This is a genomic window from Chitinimonas lacunae, assembly GCF_042650885.1.
GTDB classification, from domain to species: domain Bacteria; phylum Pseudomonadota; class Gammaproteobacteria; order Burkholderiales; family Chitinimonadaceae; genus Chitinimonas_A; species Chitinimonas_A lacunae.
Genome location: NZ_JBHSBU010000001.1, coordinates 3,227,725 through 3,242,748 on the forward strand (window position 1 = coordinate 3,227,725; position 15,024 = coordinate 3,242,748).

14 protein-coding genes are annotated in these 15,024 nt (G+C 62.6%); 5 read left to right on the forward strand and 9 right to left on the reverse strand.

Annotated features, from left to right (window positions below):
• Positions 1–4: 4 nt before the first annotated feature.
• Positions 5–1,105, forward strand: coding sequence for a rod shape-determining protein RodA (gene rodA, locus ACFOW7_RS13880; protein WP_378168039.1), 1,101 nt, complete (start codon positions 5–7; stop codon positions 1,103–1,105).
• Positions 1,102–2,154 carry a septal ring lytic transglycosylase RlpA family protein gene (locus ACFOW7_RS13885; protein WP_378165243.1) on the forward strand — a complete coding sequence of 351 codons (1,053 nt, stop codon included), beginning with the start codon at positions 1,102–1,104 and terminating at the stop codon, positions 2,152–2,154. The genes rodA and ACFOW7_RS13885 overlap by 4 nt, the downstream gene beginning before the upstream one ends.
• A gap of 268 nt (positions 2,155–2,422) precedes the next feature.
• Here ACFOW7_RS13885 and ACFOW7_RS13890 read toward each other — a convergent pair whose 3' ends face one another.
• The 3 genes from ACFOW7_RS13890 to glnK form a co-directional block, all read right to left on the reverse strand.
• The gene (locus ACFOW7_RS13890) at positions 2,423–3,265 is read right to left on the reverse strand and encodes a hypothetical protein (RefSeq protein WP_378165245.1); all 843 of its coding nucleotides are present in this window, start codon (positions 3,263–3,265) and stop codon (positions 2,423–2,425) included.
• Positions 3,266–3,712: 447 nt separating this feature from the next.
• Positions 3,713–5,200 (reverse strand): ammonium transporter, encoded by a 1,488-nt coding sequence (gene amt / locus ACFOW7_RS13895; protein ID WP_378165247.1) that lies wholly within the window; start codon positions 5,198–5,200, stop codon positions 3,713–3,715.
• 26 nt (positions 5,201–5,226) lie between these two features.
• Complete coding sequence (gene glnK, locus ACFOW7_RS13900) at positions 5,227–5,565, reverse strand: P-II family nitrogen regulator (RefSeq protein ID WP_378165249.1); 339 nt, start codon at positions 5,563–5,565, stop codon at positions 5,227–5,229.
• Between the two features lie 242 nt (positions 5,566–5,807).
• On the opposite strand from glnK, the gene ACFOW7_RS13905 reads away from it, so the two are divergent.
• Entirely contained in the window at positions 5,808–6,086 is a 279-nt protein-coding gene (locus ACFOW7_RS13905; RefSeq protein ID WP_378165251.1) for an accessory factor UbiK family protein, read from the forward strand.
• A gap of 697 nt (positions 6,087–6,783) precedes the next feature.
• On the opposite strand, the gene ACFOW7_RS13910 is transcribed toward ACFOW7_RS13905, so the two are convergent.
• The 6 genes from ACFOW7_RS13910 to ACFOW7_RS13935 form a co-directional block, all read right to left on the reverse strand.
• Entirely contained in the window at positions 6,784–7,617 is an 834-nt protein-coding gene (locus tag ACFOW7_RS13910) for a hypothetical protein (protein WP_378165253.1), read from the reverse strand.
• A 111-nt stretch (positions 7,618–7,728) separates the two neighbouring features.
• Entirely contained in the window at positions 7,729–8,607 is an 879-nt protein-coding gene (locus tag ACFOW7_RS13915) for a DMT family transporter (protein WP_378165255.1), read from the reverse strand.
• Positions 8,607–9,116 (reverse strand): GNAT family N-acetyltransferase, encoded by a 510-nt coding sequence (locus ACFOW7_RS13920; protein WP_378165257.1) that lies wholly within the window; start codon positions 9,114–9,116, stop codon positions 8,607–8,609. The genes ACFOW7_RS13915 and ACFOW7_RS13920 overlap by 1 nt, the downstream gene beginning before the upstream one ends.
• A gap of 195 nt (positions 9,117–9,311) precedes the next feature.
• Positions 9,312–10,649: a c-type cytochrome biogenesis protein CcsB gene (gene ccsB / locus ACFOW7_RS13925; protein WP_378165260.1), complete on the reverse strand. Its 1,338-nt coding sequence runs from the start codon at positions 10,647–10,649 to the stop codon at positions 9,312–9,314.
• Positions 10,642–12,705: a cytochrome c biogenesis protein ResB gene (locus ACFOW7_RS13930; RefSeq protein WP_378165263.1), complete on the reverse strand. Its 2,064-nt coding sequence runs from the start codon at positions 12,703–12,705 to the stop codon at positions 10,642–10,644. Before ACFOW7_RS13930 ends, ccsB begins: the two co-directional genes overlap by 8 nt.
• A 65-nt stretch (positions 12,706–12,770) precedes the next feature.
• Entirely contained in the window at positions 12,771–13,391 is a 621-nt protein-coding gene (locus ACFOW7_RS13935) for a c-type cytochrome (protein WP_378165265.1), read from the reverse strand.
• A gap of 160 nt (positions 13,392–13,551) precedes the next feature.
• Here ACFOW7_RS13935 and yihA point away from each other — a divergent pair, with 160 nt between their 5' ends.
• Both yihA and ACFOW7_RS13945 read left to right on the forward strand, forming a co-directional pair.
• Entirely contained in the window at positions 13,552–14,187 is a 636-nt protein-coding gene (yihA, locus tag ACFOW7_RS13940; protein ID WP_378165268.1) for a ribosome biogenesis GTP-binding protein YihA/YsxC, read from the forward strand.
• Positions 14,188–14,360: 173 nt separating this feature from the next.
• Positions 14,361–14,984, forward strand: a complete 624-nt coding sequence (locus ACFOW7_RS13945; protein ID WP_378165270.1) for a LysE family translocator — start codon at positions 14,361–14,363, stop codon at positions 14,982–14,984.
• Positions 14,985–15,024: the final 40 nt, after the last annotated feature.

The following is a 15,024-nucleotide window of genomic DNA, read 5'->3' on the forward strand; positions in this document are numbered from 1 at the left end:
GCGTATGTGGCTGCGGCTGAGTCAGCCGCTCGATGGCTGGCTGCTGCTGTTTACCGGCCTGCTGCTGTGTGTGAGTCTGGCCACCATCTATTCGGCCGCCAACCAGAGTCTCGACAAGATCGCCAGCAAGATGGTGTCGGTGTCGGTGGCGCTGCTGGCGATGTGGGTGGTGGCGAACTTCAAGCCAGTGCAGCTGATGCGGCTGGCACCGCCGATCTATATCCTCGGCTTTGTCCTGCTGGTCGGGGTGGCGCTGTTCGGTGACATCACCAACGGGGCCAAGCGCTGGCTCAATATCGGGATCACCCGGATCCAGCCGTCCGAGCTGATGAAGCTGGCGGTGCCGATGATGCTGGCCTGGTATTTCGACCGCCACGAGAACGATCTGCGGGCACGGCACTTTGTGATCGCCGCGGTATTGATCGGGGCGCCGGTGGCGCTGGTGCTGAAGCAGCCTGACCTGGGCACCGCGACCCTGATTTCGGCTGCCGGCTGCTATGTGCTGTTCCTGGCCGGGCTGTCTTGGCGGCTGATCGCGGCCATGGTGCTGGGGCTGGTGGCGGCGATCTGGTTTGTGTCCGATTTCGGCCGCTGCATGGAAGTGTTCCATCGCTACCAGTGCGAGCGGGTGCAGACCCAGATCGACCCCGATTCCGACCCGCTCGGCAAGGGCTATCACATTATCCAGGGCACCATTGCCATCGGTTCGGGCGGTACGCTCGGCAAGGGTTGGCTCAATGGCACCCAGACCCATCTCGACTTCATTCCCGAGCGCACCACCGACTTTATTTTCGCGGTCTATAGCGAGGAATTCGGTCTGGTCGGCAATGTGGTGCTGCTGTTGCTCTATCTGTGCGTGATCGGGCGAGGGCTGATGATTTCCTACAATGCGCCCACCCTGTTCGGCCGGCTGCTGGCCGGGGCGGTGACGCTGTCCTTCTTTACCTATGCAGTGGTCAATATGGGGATGGTGTCAGGGATACTGCCGGTCGTGGGCGTACCGCTGCCACTGGTCTCGTACGGCGGTACAGCAATGCTTTCGCTTTTGATCGGTTTCGGTATGCTGATGAGTATCCAGCGTGACCGGAAACTGATGAAATCGTGACCGCCTCAGGACTGCGCCGCCCGCCCGTTTTTGTTATCGCCGGCCATTGGTCGGCTTTCACTGCCGTCCTTTTGCTGGCTGCCTGCGCCACCCAGCGTCCGGCACCCACCACGGTCGGCTCATCGCTGCCGCCGGCCAAGGCAACGCCTTCTGCTCCCAGCAGTGGACCGGCCCCGGCCAAACGGGAGCAACTGCCCAAGTTCGGCGGTGGCTACTACAAGGATGATGGTCCGCTGCTCGAAGTCCCCTACGACCTCGACGCCCTGGCCGAGCCCGAACCGCGGCTCGAGCCGCTGCACCGTTTCGCCAACCGCCCCTACAGCGTCCTGGGTCAGACGTTCGAGCCGATGACCCGGCTGACTCCTTACAAGGTGCGCGGTATCGGTTCCTGGTACGGCCGCAAATTCCACGGCCAGCCGACCTCGTCGGGCGAACCCTACGATATGTTCAAGCTCACGGCTGCCCATCCGGTGCTGCCGATTCCGAGCTATGTCCGTGTCACCAATCTGGAGAACGGCCGCTCCATCGTGCTGCGGGTCAACGATCGCGGGCCGTTTCTCAAGAACCGGGTGATCGATCTGTCCTACGCCGCCGCCTACCGGCTCGGCTACCACCACAATGGCAGCGCCCGGGTCGAGGTCGAATCGGTCTGGCCCGGGGCCACGCCCTCGCCTGTGCTGGTGAATGCCTCTCCCACCGATGATCCGATTGCCCTGCTGGCAATGCAGGCCAGTCAGGCCAGCGATGAATCGGCCGAGCCGGAAGCCGCGCCAATCGCGCCGGTGTCGGCTGCGCTACCGATGGCGACCGAGGGCCGGGGAGGCGAAATCTGGCTGCAATTGGCGGCGTTTGGTAATGCCAGCAACGCAGAAGCCTTCAAAAGCCGCCTGGCCGGCGAACTCGATTGGCTGCCGCAAAGATTGACGGTCGCGGCGGGTGACCGGGTCTGGCGAGTCCGCGCCGGCCCCTTCAGCGACCGCGATGCAGCCCGCCGTGCGGCTGACCGGATCGCCTCGGCTTTCGATCTGCGGCCGCTGCTGGTGCGCTGATCTGCAGAAATTAAATTTTTAGGAAAAATGTCTGCTAGATATGTAGCAGGGAATTTCCATTTTTAAATGAAATGGGAATTCTCCCACTATACGGCTCCGGCTCGGCAGCAAGGCTTCATCAAGCCAGCCGGTGTCCACACCGACGGACAGATAGGGTGCGCTAGCCGCAAAGCGGCGTAACGCACCCGACGAGACATTGCATTTTCATGCCGTTTCTGGCCATGCCTCGCCTTTCGCTGCGACCGTCTGGCAAGACAGGCCGATGGCCTCAGTCGCTGACCCGCTGCAAGGTCAGTTGGCCGGCCGAGCCATTCGACCAGTTGCCCGACAGGGTAAAGCGTGAAGTGTTGCCGCTGACGCTACCGGTGAAATAGCCCAGTCCGACCAGCTTGCCGTTATTGGTCCAGTCGAACACAAAGCTCTGCTTGCTTACATCGAAGCGCCACAGCACCGGTACATAGCCGGCGGCGTCGGCAGTTTCCGGGTAGCGCAGCTGGATCGGCATATCGTAGAGAAACTCACGTACCCGTCCGGTGCCGTCGGCCTGGAGGATGGCGTCGCCGTGGTATTGGTAGGAAGTCCGGGTCGGGTCGGTCAGGCCGTATTTGCCGGCCAGATCGCTCATGCCGCTATTGGGCAGCGATTTGCTGACGATCACGCCAGGCCAGTAGGCGCGGTTGCCGCTCTTGTCGGTGGCGATCACGCGGAATTGCGAATAGGCCCCGGCAGCCAGCGTGCTGGGAAGGGCCATGGTGCCGCTGTAGTTGCCGTCGCTGCCCAGGGTCAGGGTCAGCAATGGATAGGGGTCGGTAATGCCGCCCAGGGCATAGTAGACCTTGACCGACTCGATATCGCTGCCGCTGACCTGGGCAGTAAAGGTGATGCTCTGGCCGACGCTGGGCTGGGTCGGACTGATCCAGGCGCGCGGGATTTCCAGGTTGGCGCTGAAACCATTGCTGGGCCGACTGGCCGCCAACCGGGCCGGGTCGGGGGCCACCGCTGCCTGACCACCGCCGGCAGGCGCAGCGGGGTCGGCCAGGACCGGGACCATCAACAGCAACGCGGTCAGCAAGCCGCGCAGCCAGGGAGTAAACCGGGAAGTGACGTGCATGGCGGTCTCCTTATGTGCCTGTTGTCACTTCCTCATTCTAGAACTGGTGTTTTGTTACGCCAGCGCCGCCGACCTGCGGTCCAGCTTGGGACTTTGATAAATAACCTTTGAATATTTTTCTGATTTCCGGCTTCTGTGGAGTTGGTGTCAGGGCTTGAATGTCGCATAGAAAGGCCTATTTGGCTTGGATAAGGACATTGGATCTGTCGTTTCCGACATCAAGATTAGGTAGGATAGTTAATGTACTGTTCCAGCCCGGTACAGTCCGTGCGGGCTGAACTGCCGGACGGATCGTCGGTGCAGGGGCTTTAGCTGCCGGTTTCACAAAAAAATGGCCTGTCCGAAGACAGGCCCAACTTTTGGAGATTGATACGGTAGGTGGTCCAACCGCGATTTATCGGGTTTCTCCTCTATTTCCCCTTTTTGTTCTGGCGGGCCGTGCCCGCATCAATGGCTGTAAGCCTTCTCGCCGTGCGACGTCACGTCGAGACCTTCACGTTCTTCATCTTCGGGCACGCGCAGGCCGATGGTCATATCGACCAGCTTGTAGGCCACTGCCGCCACCAGTGCCGACCACAGCACGGTGATACCGACCGCCTTGGCCTGGACCAGCACCTGATCGGCAATCGAGTAGCTGGCGCCGGCCTGGTTGGCGACATAGTCCCAGACCCCGACTCCACCGAGGGCCGGATCGGCAAACACGCCGGTCAACAGCGCACCCACGATACCGCCCACGCCGTGCACGCCGAACACATCGAGCGCGTCGTCGGCGCCGAGCATCCGCTTGAGGCCATGCACGCCCCACAGGCACAGCACACCCGACAGCAGGCCGATCGACATCGCGCCGCCCACGCCGACAAAGCCGCAGGCCGGGGTGATGGCGACCAGACCGGCCACCGCACCCGACGCGGCGCCCAGCATCGAGGCCTTGCCTTTCCAGATCCACTCGGCAGCGGTCCAGGTGAAGGCGGCCACGGCGGTGGCGACCCAGGTATTGATAAAGGCGAGGGCGGCGCTGCCGTTGGCTTCGAGGGCGGAACCGGCGTTGAAGCCGAACCAGCCGAACCACAGCAGCGAGGCACCGATCATGGTCATGGTCAGCGAATGCGGCGTCATGGCCTCGCGGCCGTAGCCGACCCGCTTGCCGACGAAATAGGCGCCGACCAGACCGGCCACCGCTGCATTGATATGCACGACCGTGCCACCGGCAAAATCGAGTGCGCCGAGCTGGAACAGCCAACCGGCCCCGCTTGCTGCCCGGGTGGCGGCCTCGGCGCTGGTATAGGCGTCGGGACCGGCCCAGAACCAGACCATATGGGCGATCGGCAGATAGGAGAAGGTGAACCAGACCACCATGAAGGCCAACACTCCGGCGAACTTGGCGCGTTCGGCAAAGGCGCCGACGATCAGGCCGCAGGTGATGGCGGCAAAGGCGCCCTGGAAGACCACATAGACCAGCTCCGACACCCCGACGCCCTTGGAGAAGGTGGCCGCCACCGAGTCGGGCGTCACCCCCTTGAGGAATAGTTTATCGAGCGAGCCAAACAGCGCATTGCCCTCGGTGAATGCCACGCTGTAGCCGTAGACCACCCACAGCACCGAGATCAGCGAGAACACCACGAATACCTGCATCAGCACCGACAGCATATTCTTGGCCCGCACCAGCCCACCGTAGAACAGGGCAAGGCCGGGGATGGACATCAGGATCACCAGCGCCGCGGCCATCAACAGCCAGGCGTTGTCGCCCCGATTGACCGTGAGGGTCGGTGCCGCAGCGGTGGCAGCGGGCGGCGCTGCCGCGACGGCCGTGGCGGGCGCCTCAGCCTGGGTGGTGACCGGCGCAGCCGTCACGGCCGCCGCAGCAGGGGTTTCGGCCCAGGCCGGCGCGGCCGCCAGCGCAGTCCAGAGCGCGAGCGTAGTCAGCAGTTTCTTCATTGTGTTCTCCTTGTCTCCGGTGCGACTTACAGCGCCTCGGCGCCGGTTTCGCCGGTGCGGATGCGGATCACTTGCTCCAGCTCGAACACAAAAATCTTGCCGTCGCCGATCTTGCCGGTATTGGCCGATTTCTCGATGGCCTCGATTACCTGTTCCAGCATGTCCTCGCGCACCGCGATCTCCAGCTTGACCTTGGGCAGGAAGTCCACGACATATTCGGCCCCGCGATATAACTCGGTATGGCCTTTCTGGCGTCCGAAGCCCTTGACCTCGGTCACGGTGACGCCTTGCACGCCAATGGCGGACAACGCCTCCCGTACCTCGTCGAGCTTGAACGGCTTGATGATGGCGCTCACGAACTTCATCTTGGCTCCTTGCAGTGGATACAGCCGGTGGCAGCGCATTAGCACGCGCCGTGCCATCGATAAAATCCCTTGTTTTTCAGTGAGATAGGAATTTTTTGGCCCATGGCGGCGATTGGCTCGCACCAAGGCGGCGCCTGGCGGGCCGGCGATGCACCATGATGGTGCGGCGGCAGTGGCGATGGGATGGGGGAGTTTTGCTAGACTGGCTGGGTTTACCGCATCGCAACCAGGAGATTGAAGCCATGTTGTCGCAAAAACTGTTCGACGAGGTCAACAGCAAGCTGGGCGAGGTACTGTCCAGCGGGCCGGCCAAGGACATCGAGAAGAACCTGCGCGCGGTGCTCCAGGCCGCGTTCGCCAAGCTCGATCTGGTGACGCGCGAGGAATTCGACGTGCAGCAGGAAGTGCTCAACAAGACGCGCGAAAAGCTGGCCCAGCTGGAAATGCGGCTGGCCGCCCTGGAAAATCGTCTGCCGGCCAATGCTGTGCTGCCGGCCGACAATCCACAGGACGATTTCTAGGCAAGCTGCCACTTAGAAAATAAAAAGACAAAGCCATGCAAGATGCATGGCTTTTCTCGTATGAAAATAAATAAATTATTGCGATCCGATAGCTTGGCTTGCCCGTACCGCCGGTGCGCCTGCTGACGCGCCGGCGGTCGCGAACAAACCTCCTCCTACCTGTTCCCGTCATACTGCTGCAAAGCATATGGTGCTGATGCACCGCCTAAGACTGCCGGCATGGAATCCAGCTGGATTCCCATCGTGACGTTATATCCAGTATTTCCTCTCCCTATTCCGCCATTTATTCAACAGGCGTGGCGTGGTCGCGTAATACGCGAGAATAGAGTGGAATAAAAACTGCTAAGTTTCTTTGGAAATACGATATTTTTATTTTTCGGGAAGGGGAACTGTGCGATTAACCTGCCACCATTATCCCGATTCACTTCGTCACGGCGCCGAGCAAGCTGTGGTGCGGTATTCAGGCTGTGGATCTTAGCAAGCGCCCCGCTGTGCCACCATATGCATTATTTCCGTGCATACTAAAATCTCCCCGCTGGTTCTCAGCAAAATCCCGGCTCATCAATCACTTATATCCGAATAAATCGACAGTAATATGAAAAAGCCGAGCGGTGAATAATCACGGTTCGGCTTCGAGATAAGGAGCGACGGTGCAATTTATCTGAGTTTATTCCACGGCATTTAACCCATCCTGTGCTTAATAGCGCAGCGAGCGATCACGTTCCTTGAGCGACAGCTTGGCACCGGGGCCGAAGTCGTAGCGTAGATTGAGCTGGAGGGCGCGGTAGTCCTGGCGGGCAAACTGGAGCTCGCTGCCCACGGTCAGGGCGTTATTGGCAAACGGCAGGCGGTAGCGCACGCCAAAGCCGATCCGGCGCTGGTCCTTATCGAGGTTTTCGCCGGTGGCGCCAAGCGCCAGCCGTTCATCGCCATACCATTTGAGCGCCAATTCGCTGTCGGTACCGTGATTGGGCCGATAGCGGGTCAGGCGGCCGCCCACGGTGAGGTTGTCGCGCCAGTATTCGGCAAACAGGCTCGAAGTGGTCCAGCTCTGCTGTCCGATCCGCAGCGGCTCGTCGCTGCGGCTGCGTTGCACCTGGGCGCCCAGGACGCCCATACCGTTGAGATAGTATTCGGCGCCCAGTTGGTAGAAGTTGACGCTATGGCGATGGCTGCTGCCGCCGGAGCTGCGCGCTTCGATGCGCTGGCGGCCAAAGCCCGCGCTGAGCTGGCCGAGCCCGGCGCGGCGCCAGACCAGACCCAGTTCGCCTTCGTATTCATAGGAGCGGGCCTGGTGGCAATCGTCGAACAGGCTGCTGCATGGGTGTTCCCAGTCGGCACGGGCGCCGCCGAGCAGGCCCAGGCCGTTGCCGAGCGACTTGGCGCCATGGGCGGTCACGCCCAGTCCGCTGCTGTCCCAACCGTCGCTGCGCTCGTGGTTCATGCTGGCAGTGACCTGGGTGTAGTCCTCGATATCGGCGGCATAGGCCAGGCTCGAAGCGGCCAGGGCGGCGATCAAAGCGATACGCATGCTTTCCTCTCCTATCTAGTCAGCAATATGTGTTCAGGGACTGCCTAGACCGGACTTCAATTGGAAAGTTGCTTAGAAAATACATTGTGTCGCTGTTGCAACAAAACAGTCTTATTGCTGTCGTCGCAGGCGGCGCCATAGCGGCAGTTGATGGACCAGCAGTCCGCCCAGAATCAGCGCGGTGCCAGCAAGCAAGGTGGACGAGACCGGTTCGGCATTGGCGACATGGCCAAGCCAGAGTGAACTCATCGGAGTGATCAGCATGATCAGCGCCACATGGGCAGTGGGCAGGCGTTGGATCAGCAGGTAGTACAGACTCATCGCCAACACCGAGCCGACCACCGCCAGATAGACCACCGCGCCCCAATGGCGCGCCCCGGCCTGGGCCGGCCATTGCCCGTCACCCACGGCCCAGGCCGCCAGTGCCACCACGGCGGCGACGGCCAGCGCCCCGACGGCGGTGGCAAACGGCGGGGTGGCGGCGCCGTATTTCTTGCTCAGCACGGCACCCAGCGCCTGGATGGCATTGCCGGCCAGGGCCGCGCCAATGCCCAGATGGGCGTCGGGACCGAAGGACAGCCGGCTGCGGAAGATCGTGGCAAGTCCGATCACGCCCAGTGCCAAGCCGATCAACTGGCCCCGGCTGGGCCGCTCGCCCAGCAGCAGCGCGGCAAATAGCGCGGTCAGCAGCGGCGCCAGGCCATAGATCACGGCCAGCAATCCCGAGGAGATATGGCGCGCACCCCAGTAGGTGCACAGCATCGAGGACACCAGTGCCAGGCCCGCCACCAGATAGGCCCGGCAGGCGGCGCCATCGCGCGGGAAAGGCCGGCGCAGCGCCAGATAGACCAGCGCGGCGAGCAGCGCGCCCAAGGTCATCCGACCGGCCAGCGCGGCCTGAAAGCTCATTCCGGCCACGCTCCAGTTGATGGCAAGCGCGGTGGTCGACCAGACAAAGACCACGGCGGAATAAGCAAGCCAGGTCGGCATCAGTCGAACGCTTTCTCGAACAGCAGGGTTTCAGCCAGAAATTTCGGGTCACGCCGCCGCTCGCCGGTGGCACGAAAACCCAGGCTCTGCCAGAACGACAGCGCCGGCAGATTGTTGGCGGCCACCCCTATCCATACCGTCTGGATGCCTGGCCAGTCGATGATCAGGCGCTCCAGTTCACGGTAGGCCAGGCGGCCAAGCCCCAGGCCCTGCCATTCCTCGACGATCAGCATCAATCCGATCATCGCCCGGCTGCGATAGGGCCAGCCGCGCAGAATCTGACACAGCCCCACCCGGCGGTTCTCGGCCCACAGCGTAAAGAAATACTCGTCGGCGAGACTCAGCCCTTCAGGCAGATCGGCGCCGGCAAACCAGCCGGCAATCTGGTCGCGCCCGGGCGGCTTGCCTTCGCATAGCCGCCAGTAGCCCGGCGTGCCAAGACACAGCTCGTGCAGGGCGGCGATTTCCTCATCAGTGGGAGCGACGATGCGCTGGAGCGTGATCGACATGGCAGCAGGGCGGACCGAGTGGGGGCGGACGCCCAGGAACGGGGGCTCGGCAGGTTATGTAAAAATCATGCCTTATCCATTGCAAGGTATGTGAATGGATAGAGACATAAATAAATAAAACTTCTATCAGTCCATCGCTGTCGCTGCTGGCAACGGGGTATCCGTCGGCCAGCGCGACAGCGAGTCCAGACGGCACTACAGCGTGCCGTACGAGTGCAGGCCCGACAGGAACATATTGACGCCGAGGAAGGCGAAGGTGGTCACATAAAGCCCGATCACCGACCACCAGGCCAGCAGCTCGCCACGCCAGCCTTTGACCAGGCGGATATGCAGCCAGGCGGCATAGTTGAGCCAGACGATCAGCGCCCAGGTTTCCTTGGGGTCCCACGACCAGTAGCCGCCCCAGGCATCGGCCGCCCACATGGCGCCAAGGATGGTGGCGATGGTAAAGAACAGAAAGCCCAGCGCAATTGCCCGATAAGCCACTTCATCGATCAGCGCGGGCGCCGGCAGATAGGCGGCGAGCCGGCCACGGCAGGCGGCGACCACGCAGAGCAGGGCGGCGCTATAGCCGGCCTTGGCGATAAAGCCGGCACCGGCTTGCAGATCGGGGAACCAGACCGGCGCGAAATACTGGAATACGCCAAATACGCTGGCGATCAGCACAGCGGCGATAAACAGCAGGCGGCGCGTCTGCGGGCTCTGCGGCTTGGGTTCGGCCAGCAGCCAGGCCACGCCCAGCATGGCCGCCAGGGCAAAGGCACCATAGCCGACGAAATTGGCCGGGACGTGGATCTTCATCCACCACGATTGCAGCGCCGGAATCAGCGGCTGGATTTCATGGGCCTGCCGGCTGAAGGCGTACCACAGGATGAAACCGACTGCCGCCGACACCACCAGCATCACGAAAGCGCCCAGCTTGCGGGTCTGGAAGCGGCCTTCGTAGTAGAGGTACATCAGGGCGGTGATCAGTACGAACAGGATAAAGACTTCGTACAGATTGGAGACCGGGATATGGCCGACGTCGATACCGATCAGATAGCTTTCGTACCAGCGCACCAGCTTCGACACCAGGGCTGCCCCGGCCGCGCCCCAGGTCAGGCTGCTGCCGACGAATCCCAGGGTATCGGAACGGCGCAGCAGGGCGGCCCAGTAGACCACGGTGGCGAGCAGGCACAGCACGCACATCCACATCACGGCCGACTGGCTGGCCAGCAGGTATTTGAGCCAGAACGAACTGCCGGCGCGGGCCAGATCGCCCTGGTACAGGCCGGTGGCCGCAAGCGCCAGCAGGGCACACACGGGCAGAAACCAGCGCATCGCCTTCCAATGCCAGGCGAACCCGATGGTGGCAAGTGCAGTGCCGCCCAGGATCGCCTGCTCATAGCCATCCATATAGTCATGGAAGCGCTGCCAGGCGTAACCGGCACCGAGCAGCACCAGCACGGCGAAGACATAGTCGAGAGCGGTCGGGCGCCAGCGCGCAACGGCCTGGCTGACGGGCTGCAATTTCAGGGCGACGGGATCAGACATGGTCGGCCTCCTGGCCAGCGACAAGCGGGGCGAGCGACTGGGTCAGCGCAGCGAATTCGCGTTCCGCCAGACTGTCCTTGCGGTTGCAGGAAAAGGCGAACAGCGACGATTGCGGCGTCAACCGCAGCCAGACGCGCTGCTCGCGCACATAGAACATGAACAGGATGCCCAATACCAGCAGCAGGCTGCCCAGATAGACCAGATTCTTGCCGGGCGAGCGGGTCAGTTGCAGCCCGCTCGACTTCACTTCGGTAAAGCCGGTCGGCTGGAGATAGATCGGGCTGCCGTAATCGAAGCTGGCCGAGATCGCCACCAGGCTGTCCATCAGAAAACGGTAGTGCGACTCGTCCATCGTGACCGGTGCCAGCCCGGCACGCTGCTGGGCCAGCGCCATGGCCTCGACCACCGCGCCTTGCAGCAGCTTGATATAGGTCTGCGCCACCGTGGCGCGCTTGTCCTGCGGCACCTTGGCGCTATCGAGGAAACTCTCGAGCGCGGCAAAGCCGCCCTCGGCATAGCGCTCAAGCACCCAGACCAGACTGCGTTCGAGGTCGGCCAGCCCGGCCGGACTGACGGCCCCGGCTTCGCGCGCCTTGGCGGTGGCGCGCTTGGCGACTTCACGGCGGGCTTCGGCGTCGAACAGGGTGGCACGCAGCCGCATAAAGGTATCGGGCTTGAAGTCGCGGTCGAGCGGAATGCGGACAAAGGAGAACGGCGCCCCGACTTCCTCGCGTACGCCCGACATCAGATAGAAGCGGCCGTCCTCTTCAAACGGCGCCAGATAGTTGAGGTATTCTCGCGCCTGCCCGCGCTCGTCGCGCAGCTTGAACTGGATGGTCGGGCCGAGGTTGCGCATCCGCTTGTCGGCTTTGACCTGACGCACGTCTTCGAGCATCGCGTCGAGCCCATCGCGCGGCGCGGCACCCGGGGCCTGTTCGATATTGAATACCCGCAGATCGCTGAATTCGAGCTTGTAGGGCCGCTCGTTCAGGGTAATGGCCAGATCGCTCTGCGAGCGGGCCTTGAGTGGTTTCTGGCCGGCGCTGTGGCCGAACCAGTCCCAGACGGCGAATTCGAGCGGGCTGCCGCCGTCGCCGAAATTCGACTGGTAGATGGCGATGCCGTCGACGATCAGCGGATGGTTGACCTTGATGGTGGCCGGGGTGACTTTCCCGCTTGTCTTGTCGACCACCTCGATATCGCTGGCAAACAGCTTGGGCTGGCCGGTCGAGTAGTGTTCGATATGGAATTTGCGCAGCCGCACCACAAAGGGCAGTTCCTGCACGAAGTAGCCACGGCCGGCGTTGACGAACACCACATCGGCGCTGCCGCCTTCGGGCATCTCGACGCTGCCGCGGAACGACAGATTGGCGGCGGACAATCGGCTTGGGGCGCCAATCTGGCTCTGCGGCACGTTGCGGGTCTCGACCTGTTTCCAGCCGAGCGCCTCCTGCACCTTGAGCGGCAGATTGCCGTCGATCAGACCGCCTACGCAGATCACCACGATGGCGGCGTGGGCAAACAGATAGCCGAGTCGTTGCAGGCTGCCCTTCTTGGCCGCCAGCATGATGGCGCCATCGGCCTCGACGGCACGGAAGCGGTAGCCGCGCTGCTGCAACAGCGCGGCGGCGCGGCTGGCCGTATCGTGCGGGTCGGCCGTGCCGGCCCACTCATGATGGTGCGGCATGGCGCGCAGCGATTTGAGTCCGGCCTGTTCGCGGTACTGGCGGATATCGCGCAGGATGCCGGGCAGCTGGCGGTAGATGCAGGCGCTGGTGGAGATCACCAGAAAGGCCAGGATCAGCAGAAACCAGCCGGCATGGTAGACGTCGTAGAGGCCGAGGGCTTCGAATGGCTGGAACCAGAATTCGCCAAACTCGACGACATAGTTGGGATAGGGTTCGTTCTGCTTGAGCACCGTGCCGATCACCGAAGCGATGGCGATCACGGTCAGCAGGGCGATGGCGAAGCGCATCGAGCTGAACAGCTCGTATAGCGCCCGCGCGAACGAAGTGCGGCGCACGGCAGGAATCCGGTGGGCGAGCCAAGGGGGCATGGCCCCCTTGGGTCGTAATGCGGGCGGCGAAGTTCCCGACGGCGGGCGTCGGGCGTCGGAACGGTTTAACGCAGGCCGGCGATATATTCGGCCACGGCCTTCATTTCGTCGTCGCTGAGCTTCTGGGCGATCTGCTGCATCGGCAGATTGGCGCGCTCCTTGCCGAGCTTGAAGGCGTTGAGCTGGGCGACGGTATAGGCGGCGTGCTGGCCACCCAGACGCGGGTACTGGGCCGGAATACCGCTGCCCGACGGACCATGGCAGGCCATACAGGCCGGAATGCCGCGTGCCTGGACACCACCACGGTACAGCTTCTTGCCGGTCTCCATCAGCGCCTTGTTGGTGCCGGCGCGTTCCTTGGGCTTTTGCTCGGCGAAATAGGCGGAGAGGTTGCGGATGTCTTCGTCACTCAGCGTGGCAGCCTGCGGCTGCATGATGGCGCTCTTGCGGGTGCCTTTCTTGAAGGCCACCAGCTGTGCTTCCAGGTATTCAGGATGCTGGCCCGCGAGGCTGGGGTTGGCCGAGGCGGCGCTATTGCCGTCCACACCGTGACACGCGGCACAGATTTGTTCCACCTTGGCTTTGGCTTTGGCCGGATCGCCCTTGGGCTTGGCGGCCGGGGCTTCCGCCGCGAACGCGAAAGAGACGGCAAAGCCTGCCAGAACCGCCAGCGCACTACGTTTCATAGAAGTTTGCTCCTTCGAACATGACGATGTATCGGCCGGCCACCGGCCGGGACGCCATGGTGTCGATACGCGGGATCGGAGCGCATCGGTCCAAGGTCTTGATTCAAACCTGTTATTCTATCGCAACTGAAAATCGCCGCGAAAGCGCTCTACCATTTATATGTCGCTGTTCAGCCAAATCGAGTTCTTCACCACCGCCAACGATCTGAAAAGCCTGCCCCGCGACGGGTGGGAAGTCGCTTTCGCCGGGCGGTCCAACGCCGGCAAGTCCAGCGCCATCAATACCTTGGCCAACCGCACCCGGCTTGCCTATGTGTCGAAGACGCCGGGTCGCACGCAGCATATCAACTATTTCAACCTTGGCAACGACCGTTTTCTGGTCGATCTGCCGGGTTACGGCTACGCCCAGGTGCCCGAGGATGTGCGCGCCCACTGGGAAAAACTGCTGGCACGCTATCTACAGACCCGCGACAGCCTGATCGGTCTGGTACTGATCATGGATTCGCGTCATCCGCTCAAACCGCTCGATGTACAGATGCTCGACTGGTTTGCCCCGACCGGCCGGCCAGTCCATGTGCTGCTGACCAAATCGGACAAGCTGACCAAGCAGGAAGCCAGCAAGACCCTGGCCGAAGTGCGCCGTGGGCTGGAGCCCTGGCCGCATTGCACGGTGCAGCTGTTCTCCAGCCTGAAAAAGCAAGGCGTGGCCGATGTCGAGACCACGCTGCGAGGCTGGTTCGAAGCGGCCGAGCAGGCAGCCGGAACTTACCCGCCCGCCGATGACCTAACCTCCTAGGTGTTACGCACGCCTCCCGCTTTTACTTCCCTGAGCGGGCGCCTAGCCTCCAGGCTAGGCCTTTCGGCCCCGGTCTTATCCCCTTAGACCGGGGCTTTTTGTGGGCGGCCGCTTGGCAAACCCGACCATTCTCTGCATGCTGACGACTCGGTTTGCTACCAGGAATGCTTCCGATGTCGCTCCAGCTCTGGCTCACTTATATCATTGCGGTCTTCTTCATCTCGGGCACTCCCGGCCCCAATATGCTGTTGGCCATGACCCATGGCATCCACTACGGCTTCTCCCGCAGCACAGTCAGTATGGTGGGGCTGTTGGCGGGACTGGGCGTGATCCTGTCGATCTCGCTGGGCGGCCTCGGGGCTGTGCTGCTGGCCTCCGAACACGCTTTCACGCTGCTCAAATACCTGGGCGCCGCTTATCTGATCTATCTGGGCATCAAGACCTGGCGCAGTCAGGATGGCGGCCTCAGCGCCGAAGGGGCCGCGCCGCCGGCTCCGCGCAACTGGCAGCTATTCCGGACCGGGCTTTTGATCAGCCTGTCCAACCCCAAAGCCATCCTGTTCGGTGTGGCCTTCTTCCCGCAATTCATCGACGCCAGCCGGCCGCTGGCGCCGCAGATCGTTCTGCTGCTGCTGTCCTTCCTGCTGGTCGAAACCGGCTGGATGTGCATCTACGCCCGAAGCGGCGCCCAACTGGCCGGCTGGCTGCGCCAGGGTCGGCGGATGTGCTGGTTCAACCGCGCCGCCGGCAGTGCCTTTGTCGGAGTGGGCGTGCTGCTGGGTACCTTCCGACGCTAAACCGCTGGCCAGCGGGACCGCCCCTGGTCTTCTAACCATA

Excerpts from the sequence above, each read along its gene's own strand:
- rodA (WP_378168039.1), top strand. The coding sequence starts at position 5 with ATGTGGCTGCGGCTGAGTCAGCCGCTCGATGGCTGGCTGCTGCTGTTT.
- ACFOW7_RS13890 (WP_378165245.1), bottom strand. The coding sequence starts at position 3,265 with ATGCACGTCACTTCCCGGTTTACTCCCTGGCTGCGCGGCTTGCTGACC.
- amt (WP_378165247.1), bottom strand. The coding sequence starts at position 5,200 with ATGAAGAAACTGCTGACTACGCTCGCGCTCTGGACTGCGCTGGCGGCC.
- glnK (WP_378165249.1), bottom strand. The coding sequence starts at position 5,565 with ATGAAGTTCGTGAGCGCCATCATCAAGCCGTTCAAGCTCGACGAGGTA.
- ACFOW7_RS13905 (WP_378165251.1), top strand. The coding sequence starts at position 5,808 with ATGTTGTCGCAAAAACTGTTCGACGAGGTCAACAGCAAGCTGGGCGAG.
- ACFOW7_RS13910 (WP_378165253.1), bottom strand. The coding sequence starts at position 7,617 with ATGCGTATCGCTTTGATCGCCGCCCTGGCCGCTTCGAGCCTGGCCTAT.
- ACFOW7_RS13915 (WP_378165255.1), bottom strand. The coding sequence starts at position 8,607 with ATGCCGACCTGGCTTGCTTATTCCGCCGTGGTCTTTGTCTGGTCGACC.
- ACFOW7_RS13920 (WP_378165257.1), bottom strand. The coding sequence starts at position 9,116 with ATGTCGATCACGCTCCAGCGCATCGTCGCTCCCACTGATGAGGAAATC.
- ccsB (WP_378165260.1), bottom strand. The coding sequence starts at position 10,649 with ATGTCTGATCCCGTCGCCCTGAAATTGCAGCCCGTCAGCCAGGCCGTT.
- ACFOW7_RS13930 (WP_378165263.1), bottom strand. The coding sequence starts at position 12,705 with ATGCCCCCTTGGCTCGCCCACCGGATTCCTGCCGTGCGCCGCACTTCG.
- ACFOW7_RS13935 (WP_378165265.1), bottom strand. The coding sequence starts at position 13,391 with ATGAAACGTAGTGCGCTGGCGGTTCTGGCAGGCTTTGCCGTCTCTTTC.
- yihA (WP_378165268.1), top strand. The coding sequence starts at position 13,552 with ATGTCGCTGTTCAGCCAAATCGAGTTCTTCACCACCGCCAACGATCTG.
- ACFOW7_RS13945 (WP_378165270.1), top strand. The coding sequence starts at position 14,361 with ATGTCGCTCCAGCTCTGGCTCACTTATATCATTGCGGTCTTCTTCATC.